General features: G+C 67.4%; 15 protein-coding genes. 12 read left to right on the forward strand and 3 right to left on the reverse strand.

Annotated elements, in window-relative coordinates; all coding sequences use genetic code 11:
* The first annotated feature begins 372 nt into the window (after positions 1-372).
* The 9 genes from KXD96_RS07565 to KXD96_RS07605 all read left to right on the forward strand — a co-directional run bounded on the left by KXD96_RS07565 (position 373) and on the right by KXD96_RS07605 (position 14,907).
* Positions 373-3,894, forward strand: a complete 3,522-nt coding sequence (locus tag KXD96_RS07565; RefSeq protein ID WP_260743928.1) for a DNA-directed RNA polymerase subunit beta — start codon at positions 373-375, stop codon at positions 3,892-3,894.
* Positions 3,895-3,930: 36 nt separating this feature from the next.
* Positions 3,931-7,881: a DNA-directed RNA polymerase subunit beta' gene (locus tag KXD96_RS07570; protein WP_260743929.1), complete on the forward strand. Its 3,951-nt coding sequence runs from the start codon at positions 3,931-3,933 to the stop codon at positions 7,879-7,881.
* Between the two features lie 192 nt (positions 7,882-8,073).
* Positions 8,074-8,829 (forward strand): deoxyribonuclease IV, encoded by a 756-nt coding sequence (locus KXD96_RS07575; RefSeq protein WP_260743930.1) that lies wholly within the window; start codon positions 8,074-8,076, stop codon positions 8,827-8,829.
* A gap of 10 nt (positions 8,830-8,839) precedes the next feature.
* Complete coding sequence (locus KXD96_RS07580) at positions 8,840-9,670, forward strand: PHB depolymerase family esterase (protein WP_260743931.1); 831 nt, start codon at positions 8,840-8,842, stop codon at positions 9,668-9,670.
* A 50-nt stretch (positions 9,671-9,720) separates the two neighbouring features.
* A complete protein-coding gene (locus tag KXD96_RS07585; protein ID WP_260743932.1) occupies positions 9,721-11,349 on the forward strand; it encodes an acyl-CoA dehydrogenase family protein in 1,629 nt (542 codons plus the stop codon).
* Between the two features lie 8 nt (positions 11,350-11,357).
* Entirely contained in the window at positions 11,358-12,296 is a 939-nt protein-coding gene (locus tag KXD96_RS07590) for a crotonase/enoyl-CoA hydratase family protein (RefSeq protein ID WP_260743933.1), read from the forward strand.
* A 3-nt stretch (positions 12,297-12,299) separates the two neighbouring features.
* Positions 12,300-13,019, forward strand: coding sequence for a PaaX family transcriptional regulator C-terminal domain-containing protein (locus KXD96_RS07595; RefSeq protein ID WP_260743934.1), 720 nt, complete (start codon positions 12,300-12,302; stop codon positions 13,017-13,019).
* Positions 13,016-13,783, forward strand: coding sequence for a crotonase/enoyl-CoA hydratase family protein (locus tag KXD96_RS07600; RefSeq protein ID WP_260743935.1), 768 nt, complete (start codon positions 13,016-13,018; stop codon positions 13,781-13,783). The genes KXD96_RS07595 and KXD96_RS07600 overlap by 4 nt, the downstream gene beginning before the upstream one ends.
* 116 nt (positions 13,784-13,899) lie before the next feature.
* Positions 13,900-14,907, forward strand: coding sequence for an IS481 family transposase (locus KXD96_RS07605; RefSeq protein WP_260743936.1), 1,008 nt, complete (start codon positions 13,900-13,902; stop codon positions 14,905-14,907).
* A 13-nt stretch (positions 14,908-14,920) separates the two neighbouring features.
* On the opposite strand, the gene KXD96_RS07610 is transcribed toward KXD96_RS07605, so the two are convergent.
* From KXD96_RS07610 to KXD96_RS07620, 3 genes are all read right to left on the reverse strand, one after another.
* Positions 14,921-15,661, reverse strand: coding sequence for a DUF732 domain-containing protein (locus KXD96_RS07610; RefSeq protein ID WP_260743938.1), 741 nt, complete (start codon positions 15,659-15,661; stop codon positions 14,921-14,923).
* 119 nt (positions 15,662-15,780) lie between these two features.
* Positions 15,781-16,269, reverse strand: coding sequence for a DUF3060 domain-containing protein (locus KXD96_RS07615; protein WP_396878189.1), 489 nt, complete (start codon positions 16,267-16,269; stop codon positions 15,781-15,783).
* Between the two features lie 45 nt (positions 16,270-16,314).
* Positions 16,315-16,683, reverse strand: coding sequence for a DUF3060 domain-containing protein (locus tag KXD96_RS07620; RefSeq protein ID WP_260743939.1), 369 nt, complete (start codon positions 16,681-16,683; stop codon positions 16,315-16,317).
* 138 nt (positions 16,684-16,821) lie between these two features.
* Here KXD96_RS07620 and KXD96_RS07625 point away from each other — a divergent pair, with 138 nt between their 5' ends.
* The 3 genes from KXD96_RS07625 to rpsG all read left to right on the forward strand — a co-directional run bounded on the left by KXD96_RS07625 (position 16,822) and on the right by rpsG (position 18,613).
* Positions 16,822-17,472, forward strand: a complete 651-nt coding sequence (locus tag KXD96_RS07625; RefSeq protein ID WP_260743940.1) for a TetR/AcrR family transcriptional regulator — start codon at positions 16,822-16,824, stop codon at positions 17,470-17,472.
* A 296-nt stretch (positions 17,473-17,768) separates the two neighbouring features.
* Positions 17,769-18,143 carry a 30S ribosomal protein S12 gene (gene rpsL, locus KXD96_RS07630; protein ID WP_007167812.1) on the forward strand — a complete coding sequence of 125 codons (375 nt, stop codon included), beginning with the start codon at positions 17,769-17,771 and terminating at the stop codon, positions 18,141-18,143.
* On the forward strand, positions 18,143-18,613 hold the full coding sequence (gene rpsG, locus KXD96_RS07635; protein WP_043405699.1) for a 30S ribosomal protein S7: 471 nt from the start codon (positions 18,143-18,145) through the stop codon (positions 18,611-18,613). The genes rpsL and rpsG overlap by 1 nt, the downstream gene beginning before the upstream one ends.
* Positions 18,614-18,686 lie beyond the last annotated feature (73 nt).

Consider the following 18,686-nt stretch of genomic DNA (forward strand, 5'->3'; position numbering starts at 1 on the left):
ATAACTTCGTGTAACCGGGCGGCCCGCCCTCTTGACGGCGGGCCGTAAACGGGCCAGTCTGTTGGGCAGCATGTATCCAGCGGAGTGTCGAGATGCCAGCCAGCGCCGATGTCCCTGGATGCCCTGTGCTGGACAGTTGAGGAATGCGCCGCCCTGCGCTATTGTTGGACGTTGCGCTGGCTACCTCCTGCCCACCTCACCCGCCACCTGACACCGTGGTCTAAGCCTGAGCCCCCTTTAACGGCTTGGTTCTTTAATCGTGCGCGTGAGATACGGACAGTTCGTTCGCCGGCCTAACCGACACAATTAGCGGCGAACGCAACCGGTGCTCCCGGTTCTCGTGAGTCGCACGAGGTGCTGGAAGGATGCATCTTGGCTGTTTCCCGCCAGAGCAAAACGGATCGCCCACAAAGTTCCTCTAATGGAAGTTCCCTAAACGGCTCCGTGCCCGGAGCGCCCAACCGAGTCTCCTTCGCCAAGCTCCGCGAACCGCTCGAGGTTCCCGGCCTGCTCGACGTCCAGATCGACTCCTTCGAGTGGTTGATCGGCTCGCCGCGCTGGCGCGAGGCCGCCGCCGGTCGTGGCGAGCCGACCCCGGTGGGTGGCCTCGAAGAGGTGCTTTACGAGCTCTCACCGATCGAGGACTTCTCCGGCTCGATGTCGCTGTCGTTCTCCGACCCCCGTTTCGACGAGGTCAAGGCGCCGGTCGACGAGTGCAAAGACAAGGACATGACGTACGCGGCCCCGCTGTTCGTCACGGCCGAGTTCATCAACAACAACACCGGCGAGATCAAGAGCCAGACGGTGTTCATGGGCGACTTCCCGATGATGACCGAGAAGGGCACCTTCATCATCAACGGGACCGAACGTGTGGTCGTCAGCCAGCTGGTGCGCTCGCCCGGCGTCTACTTCGACGAGACCATCGACAAGTCCACCGAGAAGCTGCTGCACAGCGTCAAGGTGATCCCCAGCCGCGGTGCGTGGCTGGAGTTCGACGTCGACAAGCGCGACACCGTCGGCGTGCGCATCGACCGCAAGCGCCGCCAGCCCGTCACCGTGCTGCTCAAGGCCCTCGGTTGGACCAACGAGCAGATCCACGAGCGGTTCGGCTTCTCCGAGATCATGATGGGCACGCTGGAGAAGGACAACACCGCCGGCACGGACGAGGCGCTGCTGGACATCTACCGCAAGCTGCGTCCGGGCGAGCCGCCGACCAAGGAGTCCGCGCAGACCCTGCTGGAGAACCTGTTCTTCAAGGAGAAGCGTTACGACCTGGCCCGCGTCGGTCGCTACAAGGTCAACAAGAAGCTGGGCCTGCACGCCGGCGAGCCGATCACGTCGTCGACGCTGACCGAGGAAGACGTCGTCGCCACCATCGAGTACCTGGTGCGTCTGCACCATGCCCGTACGGATGGCCAGCCCGCCGTCATGACGGTCCCCGGCGGCGTCGAGGTGCCGGTGGAAACCGACGACATCGACCACTTCGGCAACCGCCGGCTGCGCACCGTCGGCGAGTTGATCCAGAACCAGATCCGGGTCGGCATGTCCCGGATGGAGCGGGTCGTCCGCGAGCGGATGACCACCCAGGACGTGGAGGCGATCACGCCGCAGACGCTGATCAACATCCGGCCGGTGGTCGCCGCGATCAAGGAGTTCTTCGGCACCAGCCAGCTCTCCCAGTTCATGGACCAGAACAACCCGCTGTCGGGTCTGACCCACAAGCGCCGGCTCTCGGCGCTGGGCCCGGGTGGTCTGTCCCGCGAGCGGGCCGGGCTGGAGGTCCGTGACGTGCACCCCAGCCACTACGGCCGGATGTGCCCGATCGAGACCCCGGAGGGTCCGAACATCGGTCTGATCGGCTCGCTGTCGGTGTACGCGCGGGTCAACCCGTTCGGGTTCATCGAGACGCCGTACCGCAAGGTGGTCGACGGTGTGGTCACCGACGAGATCCACTACCTGACCGCCGACGAGGAGGACCGCCACGTCGTGGCGCAGGCCAACTCGCCGATCGACGGCAAGGGCCGGTTCGAGGAGTCGCGCGTGCTGGTCCGCCGCAAGGCGGGCGAGGTCGAGTACGTGCCGTCGTCCGAGGTGGACTACATGGACGTTTCGCCGCGCCAGATGGTGTCGGTGGCCACCGCCATGATCCCCTTCCTCGAGCACGACGACGCCAACCGTGCCCTGATGGGCGCCAACATGCAGCGCCAGGCGGTCCCGCTGGTGCGCAGCGAGGCGCCGCTGGTGGGCACCGGCATGGAGTTGCGCGCCGCGATCGACGCCGGCGACGTCGTCGTCGCGGACAAGGCCGGGGTGATCGAGGAGGTCTCCGCCGACTACATCACCGTGATGGCCGACGACGGCACCCGGCACACCTACCGGATGCGCAAGTTCGAGCGGTCCAACCACGGCACGTGCGCCAACCAGTCGCCGATCGTGGACGCGGGGGACCGGGTCGAGGCCGGCCAGGTCATCGCCGACGGTCCGTGCACCGAGAACGGTGAGATGGCGCTGGGCAAGAACCTGCTGGTGGCGATCATGCCGTGGGAGGGCCACAACTACGAGGACGCGATCATCCTGTCCAACCGACTGGTTGAGGAGGACGTGCTCACCTCGATCCACATCGAGGAGCACGAGATCGACGCCCGCGACACCAAGCTGGGCGCCGAGGAGATCACCCGGGACATCCCGAACGTCTCCGACGAGGTGCTCGCCGACCTCGACGAGCGCGGCATCGTCCGCATCGGCGCCGAGGTGCGCGACGGCGACATCCTGGTCGGCAAGGTCACCCCGAAGGGTGAGACCGAGCTGACGCCGGAGGAGCGGCTGCTGCGGGCGATCTTCGGTGAGAAGGCCCGCGAGGTCCGCGACACCTCGCTGAAGGTGCCGCACGGCGAGTCCGGCAAGGTCATCGGCATCCGGGTGTTCTCCCGTGAGGACGACGACGAGCTGCCGGCCGGTGTCAACGAGCTGGTCCGCGTCTACGTGGCCCAGAAGCGCAAGATCTCCGACGGCGACAAGCTCGCCGGCCGGCACGGCAACAAGGGCGTGATCGGCAAGATCCTGCCGCAAGAGGACATGCCGTTCCTGCCGGACGGCACCCCGGTGGACATCATCCTGAACACGCACGGCGTGCCGCGACGGATGAACATCGGCCAGATCCTGGAGACCCACCTCGGCTGGTGTGCCCACAGCGGCTGGAAGGTCGACGGCAAGCCGGAGTGGGCCGCCAACCTGCCGAAGGAATTGCTCCAGGCCGAGCCGAACGCCATCGTCTCCACGCCGGTGTTCGACGGCGCGCGGGAGGCCGAGCTGCAGGGGCTGCTGTCGGCCACGCTGCCCAACCGGGACAACGAGGTGATGGTGGACGGCGACGGCAAGGCGGTGCTCTTCGACGGCCGGTCCGGTGAGCCGTTCCCGTACCCGGTGACGGTCGGCTACATGTACATCATGAAGCTGCACCACCTGGTGGACGACAAGATCCACGCCCGCTCCACCGGTCCGTACTCGATGATCACCCAGCAGCCGCTGGGTGGTAAGGCGCAGTTCGGTGGTCAGCGGTTCGGTGAGATGGAGTGCTGGGCCATGCAGGCCTACGGCGCCGCGTACACGCTGCAGGAGCTGTTGACCATCAAGTCCGACGACACCGTCGGCCGGGTCAAGGTGTACGAGGCGATCGTCAAGGGTGAGAACATCCCGGAGCCGGGCATCCCCGAGTCGTTCAAGGTGTTGCTCAAGGAGCTGCAGTCGCTGTGTCTGAACGTCGAGGTGCTCTCGTCGGACGGCGCGGCGATCGAATTGCGCGAAGGCGAGGACGAGGACCTCGAGCGGGCCGCGGCCAACTTGGGAATCAACCTGTCCCGCAACGAATCCGCGTCCGTTGAGGATTTGGCTTAATCAAGAAACCAATCCCGCAAGGGGAAAGGGAGTTACGTGCTCGACGTCAACTTCTTCGATGAACTCCGTATCGGTCTGGCCACCGCGGAGGACATCAGGCAATGGTCTTACGGCGAGGTCAAGAAGCCGGAGACGATCAACTACCGCACGCTGAAGCCGGAGAAGGACGGCCTCTTCTGCGAGAAGATCTTCGGACCGACTCGCGACTGGGAGTGCTACTGCGGCAAGTACAAGCGCGTCCGCTTCAAGGGCATCATCTGTGAGCGCTGCGGCGTCGAGGTGACCCGCGCCAAGGTGCGCCGCGAGCGGATGGGCCACATCGAGCTGGCCGCGCCCGTCACGCACATCTGGTACTTCAAGGGTGTGCCGAGCCGGCTCGGCTACCTGCTCGACCTCGCCCCGAAGGATCTCGAGAAGATCATCTACTTCGCGGCATACGTGATCACGTCGGTCGACGACGAGATGCGGCACAACGAGCTGTCCACGCTCGAGGCCGAAATGACGGTGGAGCGCAAGGCCGTTGAGGACCAGCGCGACGCCGACCTGGAGGCCCGCGCGCAGAAGCTGGAGGCCGACCTGGCCGAGCTGGAGGCCGAGGGCGCCAAGGCCGACGCCCGCCGTAAGGTGCGCGACGGCGGCGAGCGGGAGATGCGCCAGATCCGCGACCGGGCCCAGCGCGAGCTGGACCGGCTGGAGGACATCTGGAACACCTTCACCAAGCTGGCCCCCAAGCAGCTGATCGTCGACGAGAACCTCTACCGCGAGCTCGTCGACCGCTACGGCGAGTACTTCACCGGCGCCATGGGCGCGGAGTCGATCCAGAAGCTCATCGAGAACTTCGACATCGATGCCGAGGCCGACATGCTGCGGGACGTCATCCGAAACGGCAAGGGGCAGAAGAAGCTTCGCGCCCTCAAGCGGTTGAAGGTGGTCGCCGCCTTCCAGCAGTCGGGCAACTCGCCGATGGGCATGGTGCTCGACGCCGTCCCGGTGATCCCGCCGGAGCTGCGCCCGATGGTGCAGCTGGACGGTGGCCGGTTCGCCACCAGCGACCTCAACGACCTGTACCGCCGGGTCATCAACCGCAACAACCGCCTCAAGAGGCTGATCGACCTCGGCGCGCCCGAGATCATCGTCAACAACGAGAAGCGGATGCTGCAGGAGTCCGTGGACGCGCTGTTCGACAACGGCCGCCGCGGGCGTCCGGTCACCGGTCCGGGCAACCGTCCGCTGAAGTCGCTCTCCGACCTGCTCAAGGGCAAGCAGGGCCGGTTCCGCCAGAACCTGCTCGGTAAGCGCGTCGACTACTCGGGCCGCAGCGTCATCGTGGTCGGCCCGCAGCTCAAGCTGCACCAGTGCGGCCTGCCCAAGCTGATGGCGCTGGAGCTGTTCAAGCCGTTCGTGATGAAGCGGCTCGTCGACCTCAACCACGCGCAGAACATCAAGAGCGCCAAGCGAATGGTGGAGCGGCAGCGTCCCCAGGTGTGGGACGTCCTCGAAGAGGTCATTGCCGAGCACCCGGTGCTGCTGAACCGCGCGCCGACCCTGCACCGGCTGGGCATTCAGGCCTTCGAGCCGATGCTGGTGGAAGGCAAGGCAATTCAGTTGCACCCGCTGGTGTGTGAGGCCTTCAACGCCGACTTCGACGGCGACCAGATGGCCGTGCACCTGCCGCTGAGCGCCGAGGCGCAGGCCGAGGCGCGCATCCTGATGCTGTCTTCCAACAACATCCTGTCGCCCGCGTCCGGCCGCCCGCTGGCCATGCCGCGGCTGGACATGGTGACCGGGCTGTACTACCTGACCACCGAGGTCGACGGCGACAAGGGCGAATTCCAAGCGGCCGCCAAGGATCAGCCCGAGGTCGGTGTGTACTCCTCGCCGGCCGAGGCGATCATGGCCGCCGACCGCGGCGTGCTCTCGGTGCGGGCCAAGATCAAGGTGCGGCTGACCCAGCTGCGTCCGCCCGCCGAGCTCGAGGCGGAGCTGTTCGGTGCCAACGGCTGGCAGCCGGGCGACGCCTGGATGGCCGAGACGACGCTGGGCCGGGTGCTGTTCAACGAGCTGCTGCCGCATGGCTACCCGTTCGTGAACAAACAGATGCACAAGAAGGTGCAGGCCGCCATCATCAACGACCTGGCCGAGCGCTACCCGATGATCGTGGTCGCGCAGACCGTGGACAAGCTCAAGGACGCCGGTTTCTACTGGGCCACCCGTAGTGGTGTCACCGTGTCGATGGCCGACGTGCTGGTTCCGCCGCGCAAGAAGGAGATCCTCGACCAGTACGAGGAGCGGGCCGAAAAGGTCGAAAAGCAGTTCCAGCGCGGCGCTTTGAACCACGACGAGCGCAACGAGGCGCTGGTGGAGATCTGGAAGGAAGCGACCGACGAGGTCGGTCAGGCGCTGCGGGAGCACTACCCCAGCGACAACCCGATCATCACGATCGTCGACTCGGGTGCCACGGGTAACTTCACCCAGACCCGGACGCTGGCCGGCATGAAGGGTCTGGTGACCAACCCCAAGGGTGAGTTCATCCCGCGTCCGGTCAAGTCGTCGTTCCGCGAGGGCCTGACCGTGCTGGAGTACTTCATCAACACGCACGGCGCCCGAAAGGGCCTGGCGGACACCGCGTTGCGTACCGCCGACTCGGGTTATTTGACCCGTCGTCTGGTGGACGTGAGCCAGGACGTCATCGTCCGCGAGCACGACTGCGAGACCGAGCGCGGCATCATCGTCGAGCTCGCCGAGCGTCAGGCGGACGGCACCCTGATCCGCGACCCGTACATCGAAACCTCGGCGTACGCGCGGACTTTGGGCACCGACGCGGTCGACGAGGCCGGCAACGTGGTGGTTGCACGCGGCGAGGACCTGGGTGACCCGGAGATCGACGCCCTGCTGGCGGCCGGCATCACGCAGGTCAAGGTGCGCTCGGTGCTGACCTGCACCACCGGCACCGGCGTGTGCGCGACCTGCTACGGGCGGTCCATGGCGACCGGAAAGCTCGTCGACATCGGCGAGGCCGTCGGTATCGTCGCGGCCCAGTCGATCGGTGAGCCCGGCACGCAGCTGACCATGCGCACCTTCCACCAGGGTGGTGTGGGTGAGGACATCACCGGCGGTCTGCCCCGCGTGCAGGAGCTGTTCGAGGCCCGCGTCCCGCGCGGCAAGGCGCCGATCGCCGACGTCACCGGGCGGGTACAGCTCGAGGACGGTGAGCGGTTCTACAAGATCACCATCGTCCCCGACGACGGCAGCGAGGAAGTCGTCTACGACAAGCTCTCCAAGCGGCAGCGTCTGCGTGTCTTCAAGCACGAGGACGGTTCCGAGCGGGTGCTGTCCGACGGCGACCACGTCGAGGTGGGCCAGCAGCTGATGGAAGGCTCGGCCGACCCGCACGAGGTGCTGCGCGTGCAGGGCCCCCGCGAGGTGCAGATCCACCTGGTCCGCGAAGTCCAGGAGGTCTACCGTGCCCAGGGTGTGTCGATCCACGACAAGCACATCGAGGTGATCGTTCGCCAGATGCTGCGCCGCGTCACCATCATCGACTCGGGCTCGACGGAGTTTTTGCCCGGCTCGCTGATCGACCGCGCGGAGTTCGAGGCGGAGAACCGCCGGGTGGTGGCCGAGGGCGGCGAGCCCGCCGCCGGCCGGCCGGTGCTGATGGGTATCACGAAGGCGTCGCTGGCCACCGACTCGTGGCTGTCGGCGGCGTCGTTCCAGGAGACCACGCGAGTCCTGACCGATGCGGCGATCAACTGCCGCAGCGACAAGCTCAACGGTCTGAAGGAGAACGTGATCATCGGAAAGCTGATCCCGGCCGGTACCGGCATCAACCGGTACCGCAACATCCAGGTGCAGCCCACCGAGGAGGCCCGGGCCGCGGCGTACACGATCCCGTCCTACGAGGATCAGTACTACAGCCCGGACTTCGGCCAGGCGACCGGTGCCGCGGTTCCGCTGGACGACTACGGCTACAGCGACTACCGCTAGTCCGCAACGAAAAAGCCCCGGGCTCACCCCGGGGCTTTTTCGTTGTCCCGAACGTCTCATTCGCCACATCTGTACCCGTCGCGGACCAGTACCAGATCCTCGGAGTTGATATCGCGGGTGATATCGAATTTGAACGTGCCTATTGGTCTCGGCGCTCTCGCTGCATCCGGCTCCCCAACTACACTGTCCACCGTGCTGATCGGTTCACACGTCCGCAACGACGACCCGCTGGCCGCCGCGCAGGCGGACGGAGCAGACGTGGTGCAGTTCTTCCTCAGCAACCCGCAGAGCTGGAAGAAGCCGAAGCCGCGCGACGACGCCGAAGCGCTCAAGGCGTCGAACGTGCCGCTCTACGTCCATGCGCCCTACCTTATCAACGTGGCGTCGGCGAACAACCGCATCCGCATCCCGTCGCGCAAGATCCTGCAGGACACCTGCGATGCTGCGGCCGAAATCGACGCGACGGCCGTCATCGTGCACGGCGGACACGCCGACGATGACGACATGGAGGCCGGCTTCGAGCGGTGGGTCAAGGCACTGGACTACCTGGAAACGGACGTGCCGGTGTACCTGGAGAACACCGCCGGCGGCGACCACGCGATGGCCCGCCACTTCGACACCATCGGCAGGCTCTGGGATCACATCGGCGACAAGGGAATTGGCTTCTGCCTGGACACCTGTCACGCCTGGGCCGCCGGTGAGGCGCTGATCGATGCGGTCGACAGGATCAGGGCGCTGACGGGACGCATCGACCTGGTGCACTGCAACGACTCGAGGGATGCGGCGGGCTCGGGCGCCGACCGGCACGCCAACTTCGGCACCGGCCAGATCGATCCCGAGCTGCTCGTCGCGGTGGTCAAGGCGGCCGATGCGCCGGTCGTCTGCGAGACCGCCGACGAGGGACGCAAGGACGACATCGCGTTCCTGCGGGAAAAGACAAGCGGCTGAGATACAGCCCGTGCTCGGTCGGCTCGCAACGCTTCTCGGGATGGTCCTCCTGGTCGCGGGTTGTGCGCCGACGCCGCCCTCGGGTTTCGTCACCGGCACCAGCTTGCACCACATCAACGTGGGCGGCCTTGATCGCAGCTATCGGCTCTACTTGGCCGTGGACAGGCCCGCTTCTTCTCCGCTCGTAGTCGTCTTGCACGGCTATGCCGGCAGCGCTCAGCAGGCCGAAAGGGACTATGGCTGGGACGAATTGGCCAATTCGGACAAGTTCGTCGTCGCCTACCCGGACGGCGTGGACCGGGCCTGGAACGTCGACGGGGAAAGCTGCTGCGGCCGGCCGGGGCGGCAGGGTGTCGACGACGTCGCGTTCATCCGCGCGGTCGTCGCCGACGTCGCCAAGAACGTGGGCACCGACCCGGCAAGGGTCTACGTCAGCGGCATGAGTAACGGCGGCATCATGAGCTACACCCTGGCGTGCAGCACCGACATCTTCGCCGCCGTCGGTCCGGTCGCCGGCACGCAGCTGAACCGATGCCCGAGCCCGCATCCGGCGTCCGTCATGCACATTCACGGCACGGCGGACCGGCTGGTGCCCTATGGCGGCGGGCAGGGTTTCAGCGTCATCAACGGTCCGTCGGTGCCCGACGTGAACGCGTTCTGGCGCAACGTCGATCATTGTGCAAACCCGGCCACCACCACCGCCGGGCCGGTCACCACGGCGACGGCCGGATGCGCGGGCGACCGGGGCGTCACGCTCATCACGATCGAGGCGGGCGGCCACGAATGGCCCCCGTTCGCCACCCAGACGCTGTGGAAATTCTTCGCTTCGCACCCACGCTGACCTCTATTACACCTCTTGTGCGAGTGTCGAAAAAATGTAATATGAGGGGCATGTCGGATACGCATGTCGTCACCAACCAGGTTCCTCCGCTGGAGAACTACAACCCCGCGACGTCCGCGGTGCTCGTCGAGGCCCTGATCCGCGAGGGCGGGGAATGGGGGCTGGACGAGGTGAACCAGGTGGGCGCGATCGCGGGTGGCCGCGAAGCCCAGCGATGGGGTGAGCTCGCCGACCGCAACCGGCCCATCCTGCACACCCACGACAGGTACGGCCACCGGGTCGACGAGGTCGAGTACGACCCGGCCTACCACGAGCTGATGCGCACGGCCATCGCCAACGGCATCCATGCGGCGCCGTGGGCCGACGAGCGCCCGGGCGCGCACGTGGTGCGGGCCGCCAAGATGTCGGTCTGGAACGTCGAACCCGGCCACACCTGTCCGATCTCGATGACGTATGCCGTCGTCCCCGCGCTGCGCTACAACCCCGAGCTGGCGGCGGTGTACGAGCCCCTGCTGACCAGCCGCGAATACGATCCCGAGCTGAAACTGGCCACCACCAAGCGCGGCATCACCGCCGGCATGTCGATGACCGAGAAGCAGGGCGGGTCCGACGTGCGCGCCGGAACCACGCAGGCGACACCGAACGGCGATGGCAGCTACCGCCTGACCGGCCACAAGTGGTTCACCTCGGCGCCGATGTGCGACATCTTTTTGGTCCTCGCGCAGGCCCCGGGCGGACTGTCCTGCTTCCTGCTGCCGCGGGTGCTGCCCGACGGCACCCGCAATCGAATGTTCCTGCAACGGCTCAAGGACAAGCTCGGCAACCACGCCAACGCGTCCAGCGAGGTCGAATACGATGGCGCCATCGCGTGGCTGGTGGGCGAGGAGGGCCGCGGCGTCCCGACCATCATCGAGATGGTCAACCTCACCCGGCTGGACTGCACCCTGGGCAGCGCCACCAGCATGCGCACCGGCCTGACCCGCGCCATCCACCACGCCCAGCACCGAAAGGCGTTCGGCGCCTACCTGATCGACCAGCCGCTGATGCGCAACGTGCTGGCCGACCTGGCCGTGGAGGCGGAGGCCGCCACCATCGTCGCGATGCGGATGGCCGGCGCCACCGACGAGGCGTTGCGCGGCGACGAGCGGGAGGCGCTGCTGCGTCGCATCGGCCTGGCGGCCAGCAAGTACTGGGTGTGCAAGCGCGCCACGCCGCACGCGGCCGAGGCGCTGGAATGCCTGGGCGGCAACGGCTACGTCGAGGACTCGGGCATGCCACGGCTGTTCCGCGAGGCCCCGCTGATGGGCATCTGGGAGGGCTCGGGCAACGTCAGCGCGCTGGACACGTTGCGCGCCATGGCAACTCGCCCGGAATGCGTCGACGTGCTGTTCACCGAACTGGCCGAAGGCACCGGCGCGGACCGGCGACTGGGCGCACACGTCGAGCGGCTGCGCCGAGACCTCTCCGATTTGGACAGCATCGCGCACCGGGCCCGCAAGGTCGCCGAGGACATCTGCCTGGCGCTGCAGGGGTCGCTGCTGGTGCGCCACGGTCACCCGGCGGTCGCCGAGGCCTTCCTGACCACCCGGCTCGACGGCCAGTGGGGCGGGGCGTACGGCACCATGCCCACCGGCCTGGATCTGGCCCCCATCCTCGAGCGCGCCCTGGTCAAGGGCTAAGCCCCAACGTGACCCACGCGATCAGGCCGGTCGACTTCGACAACCTGAAGACGATGACCTACGAGGTCACCGATCGGGTTGCCCGGATCACCTTCAACCGGCCGGAAAAGGGCAATGCGATCGTCGCGGACACCCCGCTGGAGCTCTCGGCACTGGTCGAGCGCGCCGACCTCGACCCCAATGTGCACGTCATCCTGGTGTCCGGCCGCGGCGAGGGCTTCTGCGCGGGGTTCGACCTGAGCGCCTACGCCGACCGCACCGGCTCGGCCGGCGGGACCGGCGCCTACCAGGGCACGGTGCTCAGCGGAAAAACCCAGGCGCTCAACCACTTACCGGACCGCCCATGGGATCCGATGATCGACTACCAGATGATGAGCCGATTCGTGCGCGGCTTCTCCAGCCTGATGCACGCCGACAAGCCGACGGTGGTCAAGATCCACGGCTACTGCGTGGCCGGGGGCACCGACATCGCGCTGCACGCCGATCAGGTGATCGCCGCCGCCGACGCCAAGATCGGCTACCCACCCACGCGGGTGTGGGGCGTCCCGGCGGCGGGGCTGTGGGCGCACCGGCTCGGCGATCAGCGCGCCAAGCGGCTGCTGTTCACCGGCGATTGCATCACCGGCGCGCAAGCCGCCGAGTGGGGCTTGGCGGTCGAGGCGCCGGAGCCCGAAGACCTTGACGAGCGCACCGAGCGGCTCGTGCAACGGATCGCCGCCGTGCCCGTCAACCAGCTGATCATGGTCAAGCTCGCGTTGAATTCGGCTCTGCTGCAGCAGGGTGTGGCCACCAGCAGGATGGTCAGCACCGTGTTCGACGGTGTCGCCCGGCATACCCCGGAGGGCCACGCCTTTGTCGCCGACGCCACCGAGCACGGCTTCCGGGACGCGGTGCGGCATCGCGACGAGCCCTTCGGTGACTACGGCCGCCGCGCGTCGCAGGTGTAACCCATGGCCACCATGACGGCCCGGTCGGTGGTGCTCAGCGTGCTGCTCGGCGCCCACCCGGCGCACGCTCGTGCCAGCGAGTTGATCAGGCTCACTTCGGATTTCGGGATCAAGGAGTCAGCACTGCGAGTGGCGCTGACGCGCATGGTCGGTGCCGGCGACCTGATCCGCTCGGCCGACGGCTATCGGCTCTCCGATCGCCTGCTGGCCCGCCAGCGACGCCAGGACGATGTCATCGACCCACGGGTCCGCCCGTGGAGCGGGGAGTGGGTCACGCTCATCGTGACCAGCGTGGGCGGCGACGCGCGTACCCGCGCGGCGCTGCGGACCGCCATGCACGGCAAGCGCTTCGGCGAACTGCGCGAGGGTGTCTGGATGCGACCCGACAACCTTGAGCTAGACCTGGACCCCGAGATCGACGCCCGGGTGCGGGTCTTGCGCGCGCGCGACGACGACGCGGCCGGGCTGGCCGCCCGGCTGTGGGACCTGCCCGCCTGGGCTCGGGCCGGTAACCGATTGCTCGACGAAATGGCCGCCGCGCCGGACATTCCCGGCCGGTTCGTGGTCGCGGCGGCGACGGTGCGGCACCTGCTCACCGACCCGGTGCTGCCCGACGAACTGCTGCTGCCCGACTGGCCCGGTACGCGGCTGCGTGCGGCGTACCACGACTTCGCCGCTGAGCTGCTCCAGCGGCGCGAACCACTATTTGCGGAGGCGAAATGAGCGATCCGGTGCGTATCGAGCGCAACGGCCCGGTGACGACGGTGATCCTGAACCGGCCGGCCGCCCGCAACGCGGTCAACGGCCCCACGGCCGCCGCGCTGTACGCGGCATTCGACGACTTCGACCGCGACGATACGGCGTCGGTCGCCGTGTTGTGGGGTGACGGTGGAACCTTCTGCGCCGGAGCCGATTTGAAGGCCTTCGGCACACCCGACGCCAACGCCGTGCACCGGACGGGCCCGGGCCCGATGGGGCCGACGCGAATGGTGTTGTCCAAGCCCGTGATCGCGGCGGTGAGCGGCTACGCCGTCGCCGGGGGACTGGAGTTGGCCATCTGGTGCGACCTGCGTGTGGCCGAGCAGGACGCCGTGTTCGGGGTGTTCTGCCGGCGGTGGGGCGTGCCGCTGATCGACGGCGGCACCGTGCGACTGCCTCGGCTGATCGGACACAGCCGCGCGATGGACATGATCCTCACCGGCCGCGGTGTGAAGGCCGACGAAGCGCTCGCGATGGGGTTGGCCAACCGCGTCGTGCCCAATGGCCAGGCGCGGCGGGCGGCGGAGGAACTGGCGGCGCAACTGGCCGCGCTGCCGCAGCAGTGCCTGCGGTCGGATCGCCTCTCGGCGCTACACCAATGGGGGACAACGGAATCCGAGGCGCTCGACTTCGAGTTCGCCAGCATCTCCCGCGTCGCCGCCGAGGCGAACGAGGGGGCCGGGCGGTTCGCCGCCGGCGCCGGCCGTCACGGCGCGCCCGCGGGCTAGCTGTGATGTCCAGGGACGTTGTCCTGTTTGGTATCGGTGAGCCTGTGTGACAGGTGAAGGCCTCCCGTTGTGAAGTGGAGCTGTCTAGGAACCGCTTCACAAACCAGGAGGCCTTCGTGTCCCACGCTAATGCTGCTTTGACCCCGCGTGCTCGGTTGAGGCTCGCTGAGCTGATCGTCGAGGGTGGCTGGACCTACGCCGAGGCCGCCAAGATGTTCATGGTCGCACCGCGAACTGCCAAGAAGTGGGCCGACCGCTTCCGCGCCGAAGGTGCGCTCGGGATGATTGACCGCAGCTCCCGGCCGCGGATCAGCCCCACCCGCACTGCGCCTGAGCTCGTGCGACAGATAGTCGGCGTGCGGTGGCGTCACCGGCTCGGGCCCGTGCAGATCGCCGGACGCTTGGGCATGCCGGCATCGACTGTGCACGCAGTGCTGACCCGTTGTCGGATCAACCGCCTGTCGGCCATCGATCGCGCTACCGGTGAGCCACTGCGCCGCTACGAGCACGCTCATCCCGGCGCGCTGATTCACGTCGATGTCACCAAGTTCGGCAACATTCCCGACGGCGGCGGCCACAAGTTCGTGAGCCGACAACAAAGTAAGCACAACGCGATACAGACGGCCCACCGCACCGGTAATCGCGGCGACTCCGCCAAGAATTGGCGTCCCAGGATCGGAACGGCATTCGTACACACCGTCATTGACGACCACTCCCGCATGGCCTACGCCGAGATTTGCACCAATGAGAAAGCTGCCACCGCGATCGGCGTGCTGCAGCGCGCGGTGGCCTGGTTCGCCGAGCGCGGCGTGACCGTTGAACGAGTGCTGTCCGACAACGGGTCTGCCTACAGGTCCAGCGCATGGCGCGACGCTTGCGCCGAACTGCGCATCACCCCTAAGCGGACCCGTCCCTACCGACCTCAGACCAACGGCAAGATTGAGCGATTCCACCGCACCCTCGCCGACGGCTGGGCCTACGCCCAGCTCTACGAGTCAACCGAACAGCGCGACACCGCACTGCCCGGCTGGCTGCATTTCTACAATCATCACCGAGCCCACTCCGCCATCGGAGGCCAGCCACCCGTGACACGACTGACCAACCTCCCTGGACATCACAGCTAGCCGACGCTCTGCCTTACGGTGCGAGCTGCACCCTGCCGGGCGGCGTGGCCGGCGAATCGGCACCAGCGCCGCCGCCAGTGCCGGGGGGGCTCGCCGGCGCAGGACCGGCGGGCGGCTCCTGTTGCGGTCCCGGCAAAGGCTGCTGCGGCGTGGGCGGCGGTTGTTGCCGCGGAGACGGTGTCGCGACCGGCAGGGGCGGCGTCATGATCTGGGCCGTCGGCGGCGGTGGTGGTGGCGGAAGTTGCGGTGGTTCGGGCAGGCCGGTCTCGCCCAGGGGGATCATGTGCAAGGCCGATCGCGATTCCCAGAGCTCGCTTCTCGAGCTGGCGGCTTTGTACGTGTTCGCGCCGGGCACGGGATTTGCCATGGCTTCCAGGGAAGCTACCTTCGCTTGATTGTTCGGACAGTAGGCCTCGACCGCGGCGGAGATGAATCGGGCAATGGTGCGCGTGACGCGGTCGGCGGGATATTGGCCGCCGGCCGGGTTGGCTTTGAACGCCCGTTCCCTCATGTCGTCGACCACGGCGTCCGCCCCCATTCCGCCATCGAGCTGGCCGCAGACTCTATGGGCTATGGCGATGAGGCTTGGCGCGTTGTCGAGGGCAGGGATCCCTTTTTGGTCGAGCAGCGCCAGAAAATGGTCGTCGGCGTTGGGGTCGGCCGCCGCCGCGCCGCGGGGGAGCAGCACGACGCCGGTCAGTACCACGATGGCCGTGACCAGTGCGCCGGGCAGGTTGGTGGTACGGGTGAACATGGCTGGATTCCGTTCTGCCGCCATCATCATATGCCCCAGCTCCGCTCGGAGCACCTCGGCGGCGCGAAAGCCCGCCTGGGTATGAAAATGGCTGTGGCGCAACGGCGAACGACAGCCGGTCAGTCGCCCTTGGTGATGGTGTTGCCCGAGCCGAGGTTGTCGACCTTGGGCTCACCGTCTTTGTATGTGACGGTGTTGTTGAACCCCACCACGCTGATCCGGGTGTCGACCTTGTCCAGGGTGATCTTGTTGTCCGCGCCGCCGACCGTCACCGTCGCGCAGGTGCCGGTGACGGTGAGGGTGTTGTCCGAGCCGCCCACGTTCAGCGACTTGCCGCTGGCGCAGTCGAGCGTCGCGGTGGTGCCCATCGACCCGTAGTTGAGCGTGTTGCCGATCTCGACCGACGCGGTGGTGCTCGCCCCGCTCGACCCGGTCGTGGGCGAAGCCGCGGCGCTCGTGGTCGCCGTCGTGCTGCTCTTGGTCGTCGTGGTGGAACCCGCGGGCGGGTTGGCCGTCGAACTGCAGCCGGCCACCAAGGCGGCAGCGACGGCCGGCGCGACGGCGAGCGCGGTCAGCCCCGCGGGCCGGTCAAAAATGTGGGCGGACAATGTTCCTCGATTCCCCTCGATTCGGACGGCGATGCGGTGTCGGGGTCAGCCGGGTACCTGCTGGAGCCGGTTGGTCATGCCCAGTTCGCGGCCGCGGTCCCACAGGATCGGCGCGCCGTTGTGGAACAACACCGTCTGGTCGTAGCCGTAGACGGTGATGTCGTGCGAGACCGAATCGGCCACGACGGTGTTGGACGAGCCCATCACCGTCACCGCATAGCAGTTGCCCAGCGCGGTGACATTGTTGAAGGAGCCGTTGACCAGCAGCGTGGCGTCGTTGCAGTCCAGCGTCTGCTCGATCCCCTGCCCGATGACGTGGGTGTCGCCATTCTTGGCGTGCGCCGCGGGGGCCGGGGTCGCGGCGATGGTGATGACACAGGTGGCCAGCGACCCGGCGACGGTCGTCCAGTGCACTGCGCGCCCCCCTCTGCGACAGGTGGATCTGCTCGATTGAGGTTACGTCCATCCGGCCGCGGCTGAAATAGTTTCCGCCCTGCGTCAACTAGAGTCATTAGTTAAGCATTTCGATCATTCCAAGCGAAGGGCCCCGCCATGGCAGCTCAGCCGGAAACGCCGGCGGGGGCCGGTCGCCCGCGCGCGGGCAGAGCCGGGTCTCGCCCGGCCAAGCTGAGCCGCGAGGGCATCATCGACGGCGCGCTGACCTTCCTGGACCGCGAGGGCTGGGACGCCCTCACCATCAACGCGCTGGCGACGCAGCTGGGCACCAAGGGGCCGTCGCTCTACAACCATGTGGACAGCCTCGAGGACCTGCGCCGCGCGGTGCGGATCCGCGTCATCGACGACATCATCACGATGCTGAACAGGGTCGGCCAGGGCCGCGAACGTGACGACGCGGTGCTGGTCATGGCGGGCGCCTACCGCAGCTACGCCCATCACCACCCCGGCCGGTACTCGGCGTTCACCCGGATGCCGTTGGGCGGCGACGACCCGGAGTACACGGCGGCGACCCGGGCCGCGGCGGCGCCGGTGATCGCGGTGCTGGCCTCCTACGGCCTCGACGGCGACGCGGCGTTCCACGCGGCGCTGGAGTTCTGGTCCGCGCTGCACGGCTTCGTGCTGCTGGAGATGACCGGCGTCATGGACGACATCGACACCGACGCGCTGTTCTCCGACATGGTGTTGCGGCTGGCGGCGGGTCTGGAGCGGCGCGTCCCGCACCACCTTCGCGGGGGCTCGACCTGATGGTGGCGACCCGCGGCGCCCGGCTACGCCGCGCTTGCGATCGCCACCGGTCCGCCGCTTTGACCTGCGAGACCGGCGGCGGGTATTGTGGAGGCTCGTGCCTGGCGGCTTACGGCGCCTAACCGTAAGGAAGTGGATGCCGGGCAAATTCGCATGTCCACGATGCATCGGATCTTTCACCGGTGCGCGGCGCGTGCGACACACCCGGCCGCGGGGTAGTGCGACCGGGCATAACTGCAGTACGAAGACTTGAGAACCGCCGACGACGCCCAACACGAACACAGAAAGCCTCCTAGATGCCAACGATTCAGCAGCTGGTCCGCAAGGGTCGCCGCGACAAGATCGCCAAGGTCAAGACCGCGGCCCTGAAGGGCAGCCCGCAGCGCCGTGGCGTATGCACTCGCGTGTACACCACCACCCCGAAGAAGCCGAACTCGGCGCTTCGGAAGGTCGCGCGCGTGAAGCTGACGAGCCAGGTCGAGGTCACCGCCTACATCCCGGGCGAGGGCCACAACCTGCAGGAGCACTCGATGGTGCTGGTGCGCGGTGGCCGAGTCAAGGACCTGCCCGGCGTCCGGTACAAGATCATCCGCGGTTCGCTCGACACCCAGGGGGTCAAGAACCGCAAGCAGGCTCGCAGCCGTTACGGCGCCAAGAAGGAGAAGAGCTGATGCCGCGCAAGGGGCCCGCGCCGAAGCGTCCGTTGGTCAACGATCCCGTCTACGGGTCGCAGCTGGTCACCCAGCTGGTCAACAAGGTGCTGCTGGACGGGAAGAAATCGCTCGCCGAACGCATTGTTTATGGTGCGCTCGAACAAGCCCGTGACAAGACCGGCACCGACCCGGTGGTCACTCTCAAGCGCGCCATGGACAACGTCAAGCCCTCCCTCGAGGTGCGCAGCCGCCGCGTCGGTGGTGCGACGTATCAGGTCCCGGTCGAGGTCCGGCCGGACCGCTCGGTGACGCTGGCACTGCGATGGCTGGTCAGCTTCTCCAAGCAACGCCGGGAGAAGACCATGGTCGAGCGACTGGCGAACGAGATCCTCGACGCCAGCAACGGTCTGGGTGCCGCCGTCAAGCGACGCGAGGACACCCACAAGATGGCCGAGGCCAACCGCGCCTTCGCGCACTATCGCTGGTAGCGGCGGCACCGGCCGCCGACGGGCGGAGTCGCCGGGCGCAACGAGACAGCGAACTAATCAAGCAATCGAAAGA

Origin of the sequence: Mycobacterium sp. SMC-2, assembly GCF_025263485.1 — a bacterium.
Classification (GTDB): domain Bacteria; phylum Actinomycetota; class Actinomycetes; order Mycobacteriales; family Mycobacteriaceae; genus Mycobacterium.